Source organism: Vallitalea guaymasensis (assembly GCF_018141425.1).
In the GTDB taxonomy this organism is placed as follows: Bacteria; Bacillota; Clostridia; order Lachnospirales; family Vallitaleaceae; genus Vallitalea; species Vallitalea guaymasensis.
In genome coordinates this window covers 2,632,043-2,648,256 of the sequence record NZ_CP058561.1, presented here as the reverse complement: position 1 = coordinate 2,648,256, position 16,214 = coordinate 2,632,043, and the positions used below count along the sequence as shown (strand labels likewise).

20 protein-coding genes and 1 pseudogene are annotated in these 16,214 nt (G+C 32.5%); 1 reads left to right on the top strand and 20 read right to left on the bottom strand.

Annotation, left to right across the window (positions count from 1 at the left end; all coding sequences use genetic code 11):
* Positions 1-51: 51 nt before the first annotated feature.
* The 14 genes and pseudogenes from HYG85_RS11740 to wecB all read right to left on the bottom strand — a co-directional run bounded on the left by HYG85_RS11740 (position 52) and on the right by wecB (position 10,206).
* Positions 52-990, bottom strand: coding sequence for a copper amine oxidase N-terminal domain-containing protein (locus tag HYG85_RS11740; protein WP_212693569.1), 939 nt, complete (start codon positions 988-990; stop codon positions 52-54).
* Between the two features lie 230 nt (positions 991-1,220).
* Positions 1,221-1,640 (bottom strand): ATP synthase F1 subunit epsilon, encoded by a 420-nt coding sequence (atpC, locus tag HYG85_RS11735; RefSeq protein WP_113673131.1) that lies wholly within the window; start codon positions 1,638-1,640, stop codon positions 1,221-1,223.
* Positions 1,641-1,651: 11 nt separating this feature from the next.
* On the bottom strand, positions 1,652-3,034 hold the full coding sequence (atpD, locus tag HYG85_RS11730; protein WP_113673130.1) for a F0F1 ATP synthase subunit beta: 1,383 nt from the start codon (positions 3,032-3,034) through the stop codon (positions 1,652-1,654).
* A 16-nt stretch (positions 3,035-3,050) separates the two neighbouring features.
* Positions 3,051-3,905, bottom strand: a complete 855-nt coding sequence (gene atpG / locus HYG85_RS11725) for an ATP synthase F1 subunit gamma (protein WP_212693568.1) — start codon at positions 3,903-3,905, stop codon at positions 3,051-3,053.
* A gap of 4 nt (positions 3,906-3,909) precedes the next feature.
* Positions 3,910-5,433 carry a F0F1 ATP synthase subunit alpha gene (atpA, locus tag HYG85_RS11720; RefSeq protein ID WP_113673128.1) on the bottom strand — a complete coding sequence of 508 codons (1,524 nt, stop codon included), beginning with the start codon at positions 5,431-5,433 and terminating at the stop codon, positions 3,910-3,912.
* A gap of 42 nt (positions 5,434-5,475) precedes the next feature.
* A complete protein-coding gene (gene atpH / locus HYG85_RS11715; protein WP_113673127.1) occupies positions 5,476-6,021 on the bottom strand; it encodes an ATP synthase F1 subunit delta in 546 nt (181 codons plus the stop codon).
* Positions 6,009-6,536, bottom strand: coding sequence for a F0F1 ATP synthase subunit B (gene atpF, locus HYG85_RS11710; protein ID WP_212693567.1), 528 nt, complete (start codon positions 6,534-6,536; stop codon positions 6,009-6,011). Before atpF ends, atpH begins: the two co-directional genes overlap by 13 nt.
* 58 nt (positions 6,537-6,594) lie before the next feature.
* Positions 6,595-6,876 carry an ATP synthase F0 subunit C gene (atpE, locus tag HYG85_RS11705; RefSeq protein WP_113673125.1) on the bottom strand — a complete coding sequence of 94 codons (282 nt, stop codon included), beginning with the start codon at positions 6,874-6,876 and terminating at the stop codon, positions 6,595-6,597.
* A gap of 58 nt (positions 6,877-6,934) precedes the next feature.
* Positions 6,935-7,210, bottom strand: coding sequence for an ATP synthase F0 subunit C (atpE, locus tag HYG85_RS24675; protein ID WP_244971337.1), 276 nt, complete (start codon positions 7,208-7,210; stop codon positions 6,935-6,937).
* A pseudogene (locus tag HYG85_RS24670) lies at positions 7,187-7,441 on the bottom strand (ATP synthase Fo subunit C); the annotation flags it as partial. The pseudogene HYG85_RS24670 and the gene atpE (HYG85_RS24675), both read right to left, overlap by 24 nt.
* Before the next feature lie 90 nt (positions 7,442-7,531).
* Positions 7,532-8,248 carry a F0F1 ATP synthase subunit A gene (gene atpB / locus HYG85_RS11695; protein WP_113673123.1) on the bottom strand — a complete coding sequence of 239 codons (717 nt, stop codon included), beginning with the start codon at positions 8,246-8,248 and terminating at the stop codon, positions 7,532-7,534.
* 30 nt (positions 8,249-8,278) lie between these two features.
* Positions 8,279-8,710, bottom strand: coding sequence for an ATP synthase subunit I (locus tag HYG85_RS11690; protein WP_113673122.1), 432 nt, complete (start codon positions 8,708-8,710; stop codon positions 8,279-8,281).
* Position 8,711: 1 nt separating this feature from the next.
* A complete protein-coding gene (locus tag HYG85_RS11685; protein ID WP_113673121.1) occupies positions 8,712-8,942 on the bottom strand; it encodes an AtpZ/AtpI family protein in 231 nt (76 codons plus the stop codon).
* 145 nt (positions 8,943-9,087) lie between these two features.
* A complete protein-coding gene (gene wecB, locus HYG85_RS11680) occupies positions 9,088-10,206 on the bottom strand; it encodes a non-hydrolyzing UDP-N-acetylglucosamine 2-epimerase (RefSeq protein WP_113673120.1) in 1,119 nt (372 codons plus the stop codon).
* A 332-nt stretch (positions 10,207-10,538) separates the two neighbouring features.
* On the opposite strand from wecB, the gene HYG85_RS11675 reads away from it, so the two are divergent.
* Positions 10,539-11,006 (top strand): ACT domain-containing protein, encoded by a 468-nt coding sequence (locus HYG85_RS11675; RefSeq protein ID WP_113673119.1) that lies wholly within the window; start codon positions 10,539-10,541, stop codon positions 11,004-11,006.
* A gap of 58 nt (positions 11,007-11,064) precedes the next feature.
* Here HYG85_RS11675 and HYG85_RS11670 read toward each other — a convergent pair whose 3' ends face one another.
* From HYG85_RS11670 to HYG85_RS11645, 6 genes are read right to left on the bottom strand one after another with little or no spacing between them, the layout of a single operon-like run.
* Positions 11,065-12,552 carry a hypothetical protein gene (locus HYG85_RS11670; protein WP_212693565.1) on the bottom strand — a complete coding sequence of 496 codons (1,488 nt, stop codon included), beginning with the start codon at positions 12,550-12,552 and terminating at the stop codon, positions 11,065-11,067.
* Positions 12,553-12,611: 59 nt separating this feature from the next.
* Positions 12,612-13,670 carry a glycosyltransferase family 4 protein gene (locus HYG85_RS11665; protein WP_212693564.1) on the bottom strand — a complete coding sequence of 353 codons (1,059 nt, stop codon included), beginning with the start codon at positions 13,668-13,670 and terminating at the stop codon, positions 12,612-12,614.
* Positions 13,671-13,696: 26 nt separating this feature from the next.
* Entirely contained in the window at positions 13,697-14,137 is a 441-nt protein-coding gene (locus HYG85_RS11660) for a deoxycytidylate deaminase (RefSeq protein WP_113673117.1), read from the bottom strand.
* Between the two features lie 19 nt (positions 14,138-14,156).
* A complete protein-coding gene (gene rpiB / locus HYG85_RS11655; protein ID WP_212693563.1) occupies positions 14,157-14,588 on the bottom strand; it encodes a ribose 5-phosphate isomerase B in 432 nt (143 codons plus the stop codon).
* Entirely contained in the window at positions 14,585-15,046 is a 462-nt protein-coding gene (locus HYG85_RS11650; RefSeq protein WP_212693562.1) for a low molecular weight protein arginine phosphatase, read from the bottom strand. Before HYG85_RS11650 ends, rpiB begins: the two co-directional genes overlap by 4 nt.
* 16 nt (positions 15,047-15,062) lie before the next feature.
* Positions 15,063-16,115: an L-threonylcarbamoyladenylate synthase gene (locus tag HYG85_RS11645; protein WP_212693561.1), complete on the bottom strand. Its 1,053-nt coding sequence runs from the start codon at positions 16,113-16,115 to the stop codon at positions 15,063-15,065.
* Positions 16,116-16,214 lie beyond the last annotated feature (99 nt).

Here is a 16,214-nt window from a genome sequence, read left to right as displayed (position 1 = left end):
TAATTATTACTTAGGCTCTTATTATATTCTGTATATATACTAATCATAAATCTATTTAAGTTTAAAGAATATACGGTCTTTCTTTTCCATACTAACATATTTTTGTATAGATAAATAATTTTCAGTGTTTTTATATACTCCTAAAATTATTTTTCCTTCTACACTAAAAGATTCCTTTTGTCCTGGGTAAAGCTCTTTATAGCTTATTAACTCTTCTAGATTCCTTTTCAACGATCCATCAAAACCATAATGTGTTCCACCTATTATACAGTTTCCATTTTTTGCTTCAGTGCCCCATATATCAGGTAGATATGATATTAAGAAAGCATAATCCCTTGTACCTTCATATGTTGCATTGCTTACATCTACTTTAAGTGTTACCATAACATAGTCAATTGATGTATCATCATTTGGTTTAAAACCTAATGATGAAATCTTCTCTCTAGTTATTGGTTCTACATTTGATACAGTTAATTCATAATCAGCACACTTTGTCCAATTATCTATATCGTATTTATCACTATAAGAAATCGTTGTTCCTAATTCTACAGGATTATCAATTGAACCAGAATTAGTTGATACATTCTTTTGTGTTGACTGGTCTTGCTTTGGTTGATTTTGAGTTGGACTATTTTGATTACTTGAATCATTTTTATTGTTAGCTGAAGGTAAATCAGTAGGAACTGCACCATCTTCTACTGAATCATTTGCCATAATTGAAATTGTTTTAGTTTGTCCATCCCATGTTATATCTGCTCCCATCATATCTGCTATTGCTCTAACAGGAAGATAAGTAGAACCGTTAATGATTACTGGATAAACGTCATTACCATGACCATCTTTTAAATTTTGAACTTGGTTGTTATAAGTAATTTTAATACCTTTGTTCTCTTTTCCAGCTATATTTCTTATTAAAGAACTCGCTGATAAAGATGTTGATAATGTAAGAATTAGAATTATTGAAGCTACTACCTTTGCAGTTTTTTTCATAAATTACTCCTTTTTCGATTTTTTTTGACGACATTTATCCATATATTACCATATAATTGTAGTCCTTACAAGAAAAATAATAACATAGAATTCAAATATACGCCTATTTGTCGTTATATTAAAATTCTAATGTATCCAATGTCATTAATTTAAATCTCCACGCAAAAATACCCATAGATTAAACACTTCTATAAGCATTATGTCTACGGGTATTGTCATATTCTTATTATCTATTTATCAGAATCATCATATTTACTAACTTCAATTCTAACAACTGACCTAGCTAGAGCAGACTTCGTCCTAATCTCATTGAGATCGGCTTTATCAGCCTCAAGTCTTCTTTCTGCCCTTAATTTAGCTTCTTCAGCTCTTTTTATATCAATCTCATGTGGCCATTCTGCCGCATCTGTTAGTATTGTCACTTTTTCAGGAGTGATTTCTACAAAACCTTTATGGATTGCAGCTTTCTCTACTTTGGAATCATTCTTGATAACCATCATTCCACTAACCACTGGTGTAGTTAAAGGTATATGATTAGCATATACTCCAATATCTCCCTCACTGGTTTTGAATTCTACACGTTCAACATCATCTTCATAGAATATTCGTTCTGGTGTAACAACTTGTAATAAAAATTTATTATTAGCCATCTAATCACCTACTATACTCTGCTTAAAACATCATCAATGCTACCTGCCATCAAGAATGCATTTTCAGATATATTGTCATGTTTACCATCAAGGATTTCTCTAAAGCCTTGAATTGTATCTTTTAGTGGTACATATTTTCCTTCTTTACCAGTAAAGTTTTCTGCTACAAAGAAAGGTTGTGATAAGAAATATTGAATCTTTCTTGCTCTTGCAACAATAATCTTATCATTTTCTGATAACTCATCCATACCTAGAATTGCAATGATGTCTTGTAATTCTTTGTATCTCTGAAGTATTTCTTGTACACGTCTTGCAACATCATAATGTTCTTCACCTACAACTAAAGGTGAAAGAATTCTTGAACTTGAATCAAGTGGGTCTACTGCTGGATAGATACCACGTTCAACAATATCACGAGACAATACTGTCTTTGCATCAAGGTGAGCAAATGTAGTTGCTGGAGCTGGGTCAGTTAAGTCGTCCGCAGGTACATATACTGCTTGAACGGATGTTATTGAACCGCTCTTAGTAGATGTAATACGTTCTTGTAATGCACCCATCTCTGTAGCAAGCGTTGGCTGATAACCAACCGCACTAGGAACACGTCCAAGTAAGGCTGATACTTCAGATCCTGCTTGTGTAAAACGGAAAATATTATCAATGAATAATAATACGTCACGTCCACCTTCATCACGGAAATACTCTGCCATTGTAAGACCTGTCAATCCAACACGCATTCTCGCTCCTGGTGGCTCATTCATCTGTCCGAACACCATGGTAGTCTTATCAAGAACTCCTGATTCTGCCATTTCATGGTATAAGTCATTTCCTTCTCTTGTTCTTTCACCAACACCGGTAAATACTGAATATCCACCATGCTCTGTTGCAATATTACGGATTAATTCCTGGATAAGTACTGTTTTACCTACCCCTGCACCACCAAAAAGACCTACTTTACCACCTTTTTGGTAAGGACATAATAAATCAACAACTTTTATTCCTGTTTCTAGTATTTCAGTTTCAGTTACTTGTTCCTCAAATTTTGGTGCTTCTCTATGAATAGGCCAGCTATGCTTTGTCTCTGGTGCTGGTTTATTATCAATTGCTTGCCCTGTAACATTAAATATTCTACCTAAGGTCTTTTCACCAACTGGTACTGTTATTGGATTTCCAGTATCAATAGCTTCCATTCCTCTTGATAGTCCATCAGTTGGACCCATGGCTATACATTTTACAATGTCATCACCAAGATGTTGAGCAACCTCTACTATAAGGTCTGATCCATCAGCTTTTTTAATTACAATGGCATTGTATAGAGCTGGAAGATGTCCACTGAATTTTATATCCAAAACGGCACCAATAATTTGAGTGATTTTACCTGTTTGTTCTGCCATCTATTATTTCACTCCTTTACTTAAGCGCTTCTGCACCACCAACAATTTCTGATAGTTCTTGAGTGATAGAAGCCTGTCTAGCTCTATTATACTCAAGGGATAAGTCATCAATCATTTCAGTGGCGTTATTTGTAGCTGAGTCCATAGCTGTCATTCTTGCACCATGTTCACTAGCTACCGATTCTCTAAGTGCTCCAAAAATAATACTATTGATATATTTTGGAACAACTTGTTCAAGTACCTCTTCTGGTGATGGTTCATATGTCATCATATCACTGCTTTTTTCGCCTGTTCCTTTAAATTCTTCTGTATCTACAGGAAGAACTTTAATAAGCTCAGCTTCTTGCGTAAGTGCAGAAATAAAAGAAGTATATGCTATATAAACCTCATCAATGATACCTTCGGTATACATTTTTAACATCTTTTCGCCAATTAATATTGCATCTTTATATATAGGTTGTTCAATAACATCGTTATATTGTTCAAGTATTTCATAGCCATTTCGTCTGAAGTTATCAGCACCTCTTTTTCCTACTGCAACTATTTTGGAATCATTAGGTTCTGAGTTTTTCATTACTAGCTTAACCACATTTGAATTATATCCACCTGCAAGACCTTTATTGGATGTAATAACAATGTATCCTCTATTCTTAACTTCTCTTTGAGTTAGATAAGGATGATTTACTGCATTGCTTTTATCTAATATAGAACCTATGGTTTCTCTCATCTTGTCAAAGAATGGTCTTGACTCGGCAGCTCTTGTTTTAGCTTTTTGAAGCTTGGAAGTGGCTACTAACTTCATGGCTTTTGTAATCTTTTGGGTACTTTGTATACTATTTCTTCTTAACTTGATATCTCTCATGGATGCCATGGAATCACACCTCTTTACTTAGGTTTTTATATCCACTCTTAAACTCTTCAATAGCTGAAGCAATTTTTCCATCCAGTTCTTCATCTAGTCCTTTTTTACCTTTGATATCTTTTTCAAGCTCAGGGTATTTTGTGTCTATAAATTCAATAAGCTTTGCTTCAAAGTCTAGAATACTGGATACAGGAATATCCATTAAATATTTTTTTGTAGCAGCATATAGTATTATTACTTGATGTGCTACTGACATAGGTTTGTATTGAGGTTGTTTTAGAACTTCAATGATTCTTTCACCTTGGTCAAGTCTTGCTTTCGTTTCTTTATCTAAATCAGATCCAAACTGTGCGAATGCTGCAAGTTCCCTATATTGTGCCAACTCAACACGAATAGGTCCAGCAATCTTCTTCATAGCTTTTATTTGTGCAGCACCACCAACCCTTGATACAGATAATCCTGGGTTAATCGCAGGACGAACACCAGCATTAAATAACTCTGTTTCAAGGAAGATCTGTCCATCTGTTATTGATATAACATTTGTTGGAACATATGCGGAGATATCTCCTGCTTGTGTTTCAATAATTGGTAGAGCTGTAATTGATCCTCCACCGTACTCGTCTGAAAGTTTTGCGGCTCTTTCTAGAAGTCTTGAATGTAGGTAGAATACATCACCAGGATAAGCTTCACGTCCAGGTGGTCTTCTAAGTAGTAATGACAGTGCACGATAGGCAACTGCATGTTTGGATAAGTCATCATATATGATAAGTACATCCTTACCATTTTCCATCCATTCTTCACCAATTGCTACCCCTGCATATGGAGCAATATATTGTAATGGAGCAAGCTCAGATGCTGTCGCGGCAACAACTGTAGAATAATCCATTGCGCCATTTTCTTCTAATGTCTTAACGATTCCTGCTACAGTTGAGGCTTTTTGACCTATTGCAACATATATACATAATACGTCTTGTCCCTTTTGATTGATGATAGTATCAATCGCTATAGCAGTCTTACCTGTTTGTCTATCTCCGATGATTAATTCACGTTGTCCTCTTCCAATAGGAACCATTGAGTCAATGGCTTTTATACCTGTTTGTAATGGAGTATCAACTGATTTTCTAGTTATTACACCAGGTGCAACCCTCTCTACTTCACGGTATGTATCCGTATTGATTGGACCTTTTCCGTCTATTGGTTGTCCTAATGCATTAACAACACGTCCAATTAGAGCATCTCCAACTGGAACTTCTGCAACTCTTCCTGTTGCTTTTACAATATCGCCTTCACTAATATTTTTATCAGAACCCATCAAAACTGCACCAACATTGTCTTGTTCTAGGTTAAGTACCATTCCGTATACTTCTCCTGGAAATTCCAACAGCTCTCCAGCCATCGCTTTTTCAAGACCATGAATACGTGCAATACCATCAGCAACTTGGATAACAGTTCCAACATCACTTACTTCTAGTTCTGTTTTATATCTTTTAATTTGTTCTTTTATAACTGAACTAATTTCCTCAGGCCTTAAATTCATGGTAAGGTTCCACCGCCTTTCTGTACATAAAGTGTATTCATTTTAACCTAACTGAATAGCGTATAATTCTTTTGAAATAGCTTCTATTTTACCTTTTATACTATTATCAATAATTCTATCACCTATTCGAACCATTAACCCGCCTATCAAAGTTTCATCTACATCTGTTATTAGTATTATTTTTTTACCCGTAGTTTCTTCAAGCTTGTTTTTAATACTTTCTAACTGTTCATCAGTCAGTTCTTGTGCAGATGATACATAAGCTTTTGCATTTCCTTTTAGACTATCAATTTCATCAAGGCAATACTCTATTATATCCAATAAGTCACTAGCTCTTCCTTTTTTTATCGCTATAACCAAAAGACCTAAAATTTCTTTTATGATTTTATTATCAAAAGTATTTTCTACCATAGCAATCTTGTTTTCAACTACTACTTTTGGATGGTTCAATACTCCCATAAAATCTTTTTCTGTAAGAAGTATCTCTTTAATCAACTTTAATTGTTCTTCCACAAGGTCTACTTGATTTGTTTCTACGGCAAGCTCGAACAAAGCTGTTCCATATCTCTTAGCTATTAGTTCAGCCATGTTTCTTCACCTATTGAATCCAAAGTTTCTTCTAATAATTTATCGCTTACTTTTTTGTCAATAGATGATGCTACAAATTTGCTTGCCAAAATCTTAGCAACTTCTATCATTTCATCTTTAATTTCATCTTTAACTTTGTCTTTTTCTCTTTCTATCTCTTTGTTAGCTCTAGCCATAAGTCTAGCCGCTTCTTCATCAGCGTTTTTAATAATTTCACGTTCTTTTAATTGAGCTTTCTTTCTAGCTTCTTCTAGAATCTTGTCAGCTTCTTTATTAATATTAGCTAATTTATCTTTATATTCTTTTTCAAGCTCAGTAGCTTTTTGTTTTTCATCTTTAATGAAATCATATTCTTTAGCAATACCGTCTTTTCTTTTCTTCAAGACTTCTCGTACTGGATTAAATAATAATTTACTTAATATAAAGAATAATAGAAGTACACTTATAACATGTAGAAGAATTGAAGCTACCATTTGAGCATCAAAGTTTATAATCCAGCTTTCTACTAAGTACATAAGCTTCTCTTTCCTCCTTTCGTTAAGGAGTGAAAGGGTAGGTCCCTTTCACCTTTTATTAGCCAATTAAACTCATATATTTTGAGATTAGTGGATTAGCAAATAAAAGAATAATCGCTACAATCAATCCATAAATACCTGTTGTCTCAGCTACCGCTGCACCTAATAACATAGTTCTTAAAATATCTGATTGAGCACCTGGTTGTCTTCCTACAGCCTCTGCACCTTTACCTGCTGCAAATCCTTGTCCAATACCAGGACCTATACCTGCTATCATTGCTAAACCTGCTCCTATTGCTGAACATGCTAAGATTAACGCTTTTCCATCGATTTGTTCCATTTTAACATCCTCCTATAATATTAATTTTCATATTATTGTTAATTCCAATCAATAATTTTTATTTTAAAACATTAACAAATAATAATACTAATGCAATAATCAGTGCATATATACCAGTTGTTTGAGCAACTGCTTGACCAAGTAACATAGTTCTTACTATAGGACTTTGTAACTTAGGTCTTTTACCAACTGCTTCTGCACTTTTACCTGCAGCAAATCCTTGTCCTATTCCCGGACCGATTCCTGCCACCATTGCAAGCCCTGCACCAATTGCACTGGCTGCTAATACTATTCCAATTCCTTCACGTGTTACCAAAGGATTAGCGAATAACATAATAATGGCTATTACCAAAGAAAATATTCCTGATGTTTCGGCTACTGCTGAACCTAATAGCATAACGATTGTCGCTGGTCTTCCACCTTCTGGATTATTTCCAACTGCTTCAGCAGCTTTACCAGCAGCAAATCCTTGACCTATTCCTGGGCCAATCCCTGCTATCATAGCTATACCAGCACCAATTGCTGAAAAGGCTAGGATTAATGCTCTTTTATCAACATGTGCCATCCAACCTATTAGCAAATCAAGTATGCCGTTCATGACCTCACCTCACTTGTTTTTATAAAACTCAATATTAATATCTTGTGATTTAACATTCTATTCCATAGCACTTGATACAAAAGTCATGCTCAACATAACAAATATAAATGCCTGCAATACACCTGCAAAAACATCAAAATATCCATGTAATGCTGTTGGTACACCAATAAGTGCAAACCAAGGTAAATTATAATATAAAGTCATGATAATCGTACCACCCAATATATTTCCGAACAAACGGAAACTTAGTGATACTGGATTAGCAAGTTCTCCAATGATATTAAGTGGTGTCATTGGCCATAAGGGTTCTGTTAAGCCTTTAGCCCATTTTCCAACACCTTTTACTTTAATTCCATAACCCTGCACCATGAAAAATGTAATGAGTGATAATGCAAATGTAACTGATGCATCAGCTGTAGGTGGTCTTAGGAAACCAAAACCTAATTTTCCATTATTGAAGTTAGGACCTAGTAATAAACCAGATAAGTTACAAACCAAAATGAATATGAACATACAACCATAGAAAGAAGAGAACTTTCTACCATTTTCACCCATTGTGGATACTGTAAAGTTATCTAATAATTCAACAATCCATTCAATAACATTCTGAACACCTGCTGGAACTTTTTTAGGTTTTAAAATAGTTCTTCTTATGATTAATGCAATAACTATTAGAACAAGTCCTATAAGCCATACATTTACCATTGATTCAGTAATCCATAAGTCAAAACCAAAAATCTTTAAGGTTTTAACGTGATGAATACCAATATCCATTAATTAACCCTCCTTTCCATATAGGAAACGTTAAAAATCTGACTCTTCTTCTTCATCTTCCCATTCCAGGAACTCTACAGAGCCATCTTTCGGCGTAGGTTTTTCTATGTATCCTTGCCAATATGCGGCTAATTTCACTGATACAATTGAAATAATAACACCTACTAAATTAATCGTTGGTTCTAATGCTCCAACAACTAATACTAAAATAGTTAATAAATACCTTAAAAAATAATGAAAATGTGCATACCTTTGAGCATCTTTTGGAGGTTTGCTTAATGCTTTTTTAAATGTTACTTCCATTAGTTTTAACTTAAGAATGGAAAATATTCCTCCAAGAGCCAAACCTTTACCATAAGCTAAAATATCTTCAACAAAAAACAGACCTATTGCAAATGAAAGGACTACAATGATTGTAATTTTAATTGTTAGTGGAATTAATATTGATTTTTCTGAGTTCATATCAAGAGTCCTTCTTTCTCTTTTTACTACTTTTCATAGCTATGACGTATAAATTGCGAAAGGCTGTCAGCATACCCAATATTGTAAAAATAATTAGAAATAGTACTCCGGTACTAAGTATCCTGTCCAAAAAGTTTCCAAACAAAATACAACCAATAATAGGTATCGCCATTAAAAAACCTATTTGAGTTATTAAAGATAAGCTTTTCATTATATTCGGATCAAACTTCATAAGTTTCTCCCTCTTAATAAAGTATTATACGCATGATTTTATCATATGTCTACAGTAATATCTATATTTTTACAATTTCCATCATATTACCTATGAATTTAGAAAACCCATAAAAAAACAGAAAAAGATAGACATATTAATGCATCTATTTTAAACTATTTATGATAATATCAACAATTCTACTTGATGCTTTTCCATCCCCATAAGGGTTAACAGCATTCGCCATCTTATTATATTCCTCAGCATCTTCAATTAATGATTTTGTAAATTCATAAATAGTATTTTCTTCGGTACCAGCTAATTTTAATGTACCAGCTTCTACTCCTTCTGGTCTCTCTGTAACATTCCTAAGAACTAATACAGGTTTACCCATTGAAGGTACTTCTTCTTGTAATCCTCCTGAATCAGTTAAAACCAAGTAGGAGTTGTTTAAAAGATTATGCATATCCTGCATTTCAAGAGGTTCTACTAAATGTACTCTTTCATGCTTTCCTAATATCTTATGAGCCACATCCCTAACAGCTGGATTTAGATGTACAGCATATACAACTTCTACATCTTCATGTTCTTCAACTATTCTAAGTACAGCATTGCATATGTTTTCTAGTGGTTCACCAAGATTTTCTCTACGATGAGCAGTCATGGCGATAATCTTTTTGTTATTGTAGTCCAAATGATTTAGTAAATCATTCTTAAATTTATAATCATCCCTTATTGTTGTACTAAGGGCATCTATAACTGTATTACCTGTTACAAAGATATCATCTTCTGATACATTTTCTTTTAATAAGTGTCCCTTTGCTGTATCAGTAGGAGCAAAATGCAGATCTGCCAAACATCCTGTAAGTTTTCTATTCATCTCTTCTGGAAAAGGTTCATATTTATTATATGTTCTTAGTCCTGCTTCTACATGTCCAACTTTTACTTTATTATAAAATGCAGCCAAAGATCCAATAAAAGTTGTTGTTGTATCACCATGTACAAGAACTATATCAGGTTCTACTTGGCTAATAATATTGTTAAGCCCCTCTAGAGCTCTGGTTGTGATTTGTGCCAGTGTCTGCCTTTCTTTCATGATGTTAAGATCATAGTCAGGCTCTAAGTTAAATACTTCAAGTACTTGATCCAACATTTCTCTATGTTGGGCTGTTACACATACAATGCTTTCTGTATGTTCATTTTTTTCTAGAGCTTTGACAACAGGACACATTTTTATTGCTTCCGGTCTTGTTCCAAAAATACTCATAACTTTTATCTTTGACATTGATACTTTTCCTCCTATATATATCTAAGTTTTCCATTTATCCTATTACAATATTCTATTCCTTTTTTGACAATTCATTTTATATTATACATCCATTTTACACCACTTGCAAAATATTTTATATAATTTTTATTTAATTATTCCCACTATTTCAATTATATATTTAATTATTAAGTTTTACATATAAATATGTATTTTAAACGAACAATTAACTCTATTAGTTTTATTTTAATAACTGATTTTTTTCAAATAATATTTGTTACCTAGGTTAGTATATGCTATAATCATTCCTATACTTTATTTTTATAAATTAATTCATAGGAGTGTTATATATGGATAAAATTATTAGTAAACTTAACATTACACAAAATGTAACTTTAATTACATTAGCTAACATACCTATTAATAATAAAAGCATAGCTGAAATATTCACTTCTCTTGCAGATGCTGATATTAATGTGGATATGATTAGCCAAACATCACCCTTAAAAGGAAAGATAAATATATGTTTTACACTACAAGATGACGTATTATTTAATGCTATTCAAACACTAGGGACATATAAAAAACAAATACCTAGTCTCCGTATTGATGTTAATTCTAATAATACCAAGCTTTCACTATATGATGAAAATATGAAATACAAACCTGGAATCGCTGCTAAAACAATGGTTATACTATCAGAAGCAGATATAGACATAAAGATGATTACTACATCTGAAATAGATATTTCTTATCTCATATATGCATCTGATGAAGAAAAGGCTATACAATCACTTAAAAAAATAATAAAAGATTAAAATTTAGAAGCTATCTCTTAATATATTTATTTTGAGATAGCTTTTTAAAAATCCTTTTTTAATTATTTTCAAGCCATTTTGTCTTGCTTTCAATGAGCTTGTTAAATTCCTTAGGTACAGTTTCGCCTCTCTCATTCAAAAGATTAACTAATAATTTCATATCCTTTAGTGTTAATTCTCTATAATCAGTTAATCCATATTCACCATTTTGTTTTATACAATACCAAAAATCATTATTATCCTTTATCCAATCAATGTATGTGTCAATTATAGCCTGCTGCATCTGTTCAGCCAATATTATGTACTTATTATCACAATTATAATATTTATCATATAGATATATTGCATTAATCTCTGATACTAGATGATTAAGAGAACAGTGTGTTTTTGATTCTTCTTCATCTTTGTTCTTATAATCAGGTATAAATAAACCATCATTCTCAGTTTTCCAATTATTAACATATGCATAATCTATAAAAAATGCAAAATAATTGTCGATTATCTCTTTTATCCTAGGCTCATCTATTATTTGATCCCAATAAATTAAAGCCATGATAGTATCAGTATTAAATCTTGTATCATAAAATTCATAATCAATATTATAATCTTCATAAAGCCATGTTGATCTTGGTAAACTAGGTATGTAATAATCTTCATTGAATTTATCTATGTAATCATATAATAAACTGATACCAACTAGCCTAAATAAATTATTGTCCTTAATATTTTCATACATTATTATGAGTGGAAACCCTGAAGGATAATTCCATTTGGATTCCCTTCCATAAGGTATATAATTATTAGCTATATTATAGTAGATACCATCACTTCTGAATATCTTCTTATCATATAGGTCCAATCTTCTTATTAAATCAAGAGTATCTTTATCTTCAAAATCAACTAGTTTATTAGATGATATGATAGCCTCTAGATTAGTCTCCATATTATCTTTAACATCAAGTTGTATCTCAGTATCAATTCCTTTGTTGCTGTCAATATTCCATCCATTACTATTACTGATAACATCTATTACCGAATGTCCTAATTCTTCTACATAATAAGGATTACCCAATCTTATACTATAATTTTCACCATCCAGATATAATTGACTTTCATTATTTATATTAATAGAATCATTGGTTTTATTATTGAATACCATTAAATCATTATTATCATATAAGCTTTCTATGATATTATTAACTTTCATTTTACTTCTAAGTCTAATCTCCAATGAAAATTCCTTAGATTCTCCATTAGCTTTTAGAAAAAAGATATTCTCTTTACCAATCTTTTTATTGATAACTGCTACTGAACCAATCTTATCCTTTTTATCATATACAGAAAAATGGGTTTCCTCATTTATTAACTGAGTATATTCAGTAGAGTTCTTTTCTTCAACTTTTATGGTAAAACCATTTGTTGATCTTATAAATAAATACAAGTCTTTGTTAATGGTGATCTGTACCTCATGGGAATCATCATTCTTAATAAACAGAAATAACATTCCTGCTATTGTTATAATCACTAATAGTACTATTCTCTTCATAGGTTTTCCTCACATTATATAACTATATAATAAAATCTGCTTATCATTTACTATGATTTTCACTTATTTTTAATCCTTCTAGCTATAAAATCAAGTAACCAAACTACTAGGATCAAACCAATAATTATAAGAGCGAACATTATATCGTTCATAGCTATTAATATACCAGCAATACCGAATCCACCACTTATACCATACAAGGTGAGTACAGCTCTTTTATGGCTATAACCTCTGTCAACTAATCTATGATGTAGATGCCCTCTATCCGCTTGCATAACTGGTTTACCATTGGCTATCCTTCTAAGTATTGCAAAAAAAGTATCAAATATAGGTAATCCCAAAATAAGTACAGCTACAATGATTGTTATGGCTGTATAACTTTTGATAAATCCCTGTATAGAAATAACTGATAATGTAAACCCTAAAAACGTTGATCCTGTATCACCCATATATATAGTTGCAGGATTAAAATTATGAGGTAAAAATCCTAAGCAAGAACCTGCAAGTGCCGCAGTCAATAGTACAGCAGTTGGTTCTCCGTTTAATATGGATATAAACATTAAACAAAGCGCTGCTATTGAGGATACTCCTGTGGCTAATCCGTCTAATCCATCTATCAAATTAACAGCATTAGTTACTCCTATTATCCATATAATTGTTATGACATTGCTAAAAGAACCTAATAGTAGAACACCGCCAGGTGCCCATGGCCAGCTTATTGCATGAATTGTAGTCCCAGTGATTATTACAATCAGAGCAGCTAATATTTGAAAAAATAATTTCAATTTAGCTGGTAGATCATATATGTCATCCAGTAATCCAACAATAGTTATTACAACACCACCAATGATTAAACCAATCAAATGAATTAGTTCCAAATCCTTGATAGAAGGTGCAATCAGGGCTATGGTAACCAAAAAACCTAATACAATGGATATTCCTCCTGCTAAGGGCATTGGTTTTGTATTCATTCCTCTAGCTTTGGGCATATCAATAGCACCAACTTTATAAGCAAATTTTTTGCTGAGCGGTGTAGTAAAACATGCTATAACAAAGGCAATGACAAAAGCAATTATATATATAAAATTACTATTTATACCTTTTAAAAAATCAAACATTTTCCTTCCATCTCCCCTTAAAAAGCTTATTCATACTTATCTACAATAATGCCTGCTTCTTTTAATAGCTCCATGGAGAGTTCATCTGGATAAGAGCCTTTAAAAACTACTCTTTTCAGACCAGCATTTATAATTAACTTAGAACATATAACGCATGGTTGATCTGTTACATATATTGTACCACCATCAATTGAAACTCCATGCATAGCAGCTTGTACTATTGCATTTTGTTCAGCGTGTGAGGCTCTGCAGAGCTCATGTCTCTGTCCAGATGGAATGTTTAATTGTTCTCTTAGACACCCAATCTCAGCACAATGTTTACAACCTGATGGTGCTCCATTATAACCTGTTGTAAGTATTCTTCTATCCTTAACGATAACAGCACCTACTTTTCTTCTTAAGCAAGTAGATCTGCCTTTAATTATCTCAACAATATCCATGAAATACTCGTCCCACGATGGTCTCATAATGTTATCCCCCGATATATTAATCTATTTCTATTTTATTTATTCTTCTAATATGTCTTTCATCATTGGAAAATTCAGTACTTAAGAATATATCAACAATCATTAAAGCTAACTCAACTCCAACAATTCTTCCACCAAGAGCTAATACGTTGGCGTCGTTGTGTTCCCTAGTAGCTTTAGCTGAAAAACAATCATGACATAGAGCTGCTCTAATACCTTTAACTTTGTTAGCAGCCATTGATATACCAATACCTGTCCCACAAATAAGTATCCCCTTTTCACATTCTTTATCAACAATTGCTTGACAGACTTGTTTTGCAAAATCAGGATAATCTACAGAATTCTGATCATAACATCCATAATCTTTATATTCTATTTTATTAGCTTCCAAATATTTAATCACTTCTTGTTTTAATTCAAAACCACCGTGATCACTACCAATTGCTATCATAATATTTCCTCCGTATTTTTAATTTTATCAACTAATTTATCAATTAAAACCTTAATATCTTCAGCGCACTTCACATAAACATCTTTTCCACTACCAAATGGATCAGTTATATCTCCTAACTCATCCACATACTCTTTTAATGTCAAAACATTTTCCTTGATATTTGGGTATGTCATGTGTAGGTATTCCTTATGTCTACCAGTCATAGTAAGTACCAAAGTTTCAGTATCAACTTCTTCTTCACAAAACGCAGTAGCAACATGTCCTATTACATCAGGATAATGCTCTTTCACAGCTTCAACAGTATATTCACTAGCAGGTGAAGGAAATGTTACAAGTATACCTCTAGACGAAACTTTGATGTCAATATCATTATCATCGAAACTCTTATAAGCCAAAGCTTCTGCCATAGGACTCCTACAAGTATTTCCAGTACACACAAAAATAATTCTCTTCATAAAATCACCTTTTTGACTAATCAATATTTATAATCTTATTACCAGCTGCTTTCAAAAGTCTATTCATTGTAGCTGTACCAATGTCCTTCTTAGAAAAAGCTTCACAATATATTATTTCAACATTCATTTCATCGAATTCTCTTAATACCCTAAATAAGTTAGATGCTATCTCTTCTGGATTATTTTTATCACCAATACTTATAATATTCTTACAATCATAGTAGTCTTCTGTTTGCTTAGTAGCTATAACACCTATTTTTTTATCTTTTTGTTGCTCTATATTAACTAATTCATTAATATGAGATACTACTTTATCACTTTTCCCCTTAAATACAATCAACTCTGCATTTGGAGCATAATGTCTATACTTCATTCCTGGTGCTTTAGGTACCAAATTCTTATTTGAAGACTTGATTGCAGGGTCAATACTGACTGAACCTATTACTTCTTCAAGCATTTCTTTTGTTATTCCACCAGGTCTAAGTATTGTAGGAGTAGTACCTGATACATCCAGTACTGTAGATTCAAGACCAATCTCTGAGAAACCGCCATCAACGATCATATCAACTTTTCCGCTTAAATCGTTAATTACATGCTTTGCCATAGTTGGACTTGGTTTACCAGACACATTAGCACTTGGAGCTGCAATAGGTAGATTAGAAGCTTCTATTATACTTCGTGCGATTTTATGAGATGGCATTCTAATAGCTACAGTCGAAAGTCCCCCAGTTATATTATCTGGAATGATATCCTTTTTCTCGAATATTAGAGTTAAAGGTCCTGGCCAAAATCTATCCATTAATTTTTCTGCTGTCATGCTAATATTAGTAACATATTTCTTAACATCTTCTTTACCTGCTACATGAACAATCAATGGATTATCAGAAGGTCTTCCTTTTGCCATATATATTTTTTTTACTGCATCAATTTCTAAAGAATTAGCACCAATCCCATATACAGTTTCAGTAGGAAATGCCACTAAGCCACCATTTTGCAAGATATTTGCTGCCTCTACAATTATATTATTATCAATATTATTAATGTCTACTCTACGAATTATTGTCTCCATATAAATGTCTCCATAAAATGATCTCTATTATTTAATTCACCTCATATATTATACCATATATTTACCAAATTAAAAGTCCAACCTATTATTTAGTATAAT

Bases quoted from the DNA above. Each gene is read 5' to 3' on its own strand.
- HYG85_RS11665 (WP_212693564.1), bottom strand. From the start codon at position 13,670: ATGTTTGATTTTTTAAAAGGTATAAATAGTAATTTTATATATATAATT.
- HYG85_RS11690 (WP_113673122.1), bottom strand. From the start codon at position 8,710: ATGAACTCAGAAAAATCAATATTAATTCCACTAACAATTAAAATTACA.
- atpE (WP_244971337.1), bottom strand. From the start codon at position 7,210: ATGTTATTCGCTAATCCTTTGGTAACACGTGAAGGAATTGGAATAGTA.
- atpF (WP_212693567.1), bottom strand. From the start codon at position 6,536: ATGTACTTAGTAGAAAGCTGGATTATAAACTTTGATGCTCAAATGGTA.
- atpH (WP_113673127.1), bottom strand. From the start codon at position 6,021: ATGGCTGAACTAATAGCTAAGAGATATGGAACAGCTTTGTTCGAGCTT.
- HYG85_RS11645 (WP_212693561.1), bottom strand. From the start codon at position 16,115: ATGGAGACAATAATTCGTAGAGTAGACATTAATAATATTGATAATAAT.
- rpiB (WP_212693563.1), bottom strand. From the start codon at position 14,588: ATGATAGCAATTGGTAGTGATCACGGTGGTTTTGAATTAAAACAAGAA.
- HYG85_RS11670 (WP_212693565.1), bottom strand. From the start codon at position 12,552: ATGAAGAGAATAGTACTATTAGTGATTATAACAATAGCAGGAATGTTA.
- atpB (WP_113673123.1), bottom strand. From the start codon at position 8,248: ATGGATATTGGTATTCATCACGTTAAAACCTTAAAGATTTTTGGTTTT.
- atpG (WP_212693568.1), bottom strand. From the start codon at position 3,905: ATGGCATCCATGAGAGATATCAAGTTAAGAAGAAATAGTATACAAAGT.
- HYG85_RS11685 (WP_113673121.1), bottom strand. From the start codon at position 8,942: ATGAAGTTTGATCCGAATATAATGAAAAGCTTATCTTTAATAACTCAA.
- atpA (WP_113673128.1), bottom strand. From the start codon at position 5,433: ATGAATTTAAGGCCTGAGGAAATTAGTTCAGTTATAAAAGAACAAATT.
- atpC (WP_113673131.1), bottom strand. From the start codon at position 1,640: ATGGCTAATAATAAATTTTTATTACAAGTTGTTACACCAGAACGAATA.
- wecB (WP_113673120.1), bottom strand. From the start codon at position 10,206: ATGTCAAAGATAAAAGTTATGAGTATTTTTGGAACAAGACCGGAAGCA.
- atpD (WP_113673130.1), bottom strand. From the start codon at position 3,034: ATGGCAGAACAAACAGGTAAAATCACTCAAATTATTGGTGCCGTTTTG.
- HYG85_RS11660 (WP_113673117.1), bottom strand. From the start codon at position 14,137: ATGAGACCATCGTGGGACGAGTATTTCATGGATATTGTTGAGATAATT.
- HYG85_RS11650 (WP_212693562.1), bottom strand. From the start codon at position 15,046: ATGAAGAGAATTATTTTTGTGTGTACTGGAAATACTTGTAGGAGTCCT.
- HYG85_RS11675 (WP_113673119.1), top strand. From the start codon at position 10,539: ATGGATAAAATTATTAGTAAACTTAACATTACACAAAATGTAACTTTA.
- atpE (WP_113673125.1), bottom strand. From the start codon at position 6,876: ATGGAACAAATCGATGGAAAAGCGTTAATCTTAGCATGTTCAGCAATA.
- HYG85_RS11740 (WP_212693569.1), bottom strand. From the start codon at position 990: ATGAAAAAAACTGCAAAGGTAGTAGCTTCAATAATTCTAATTCTTACA.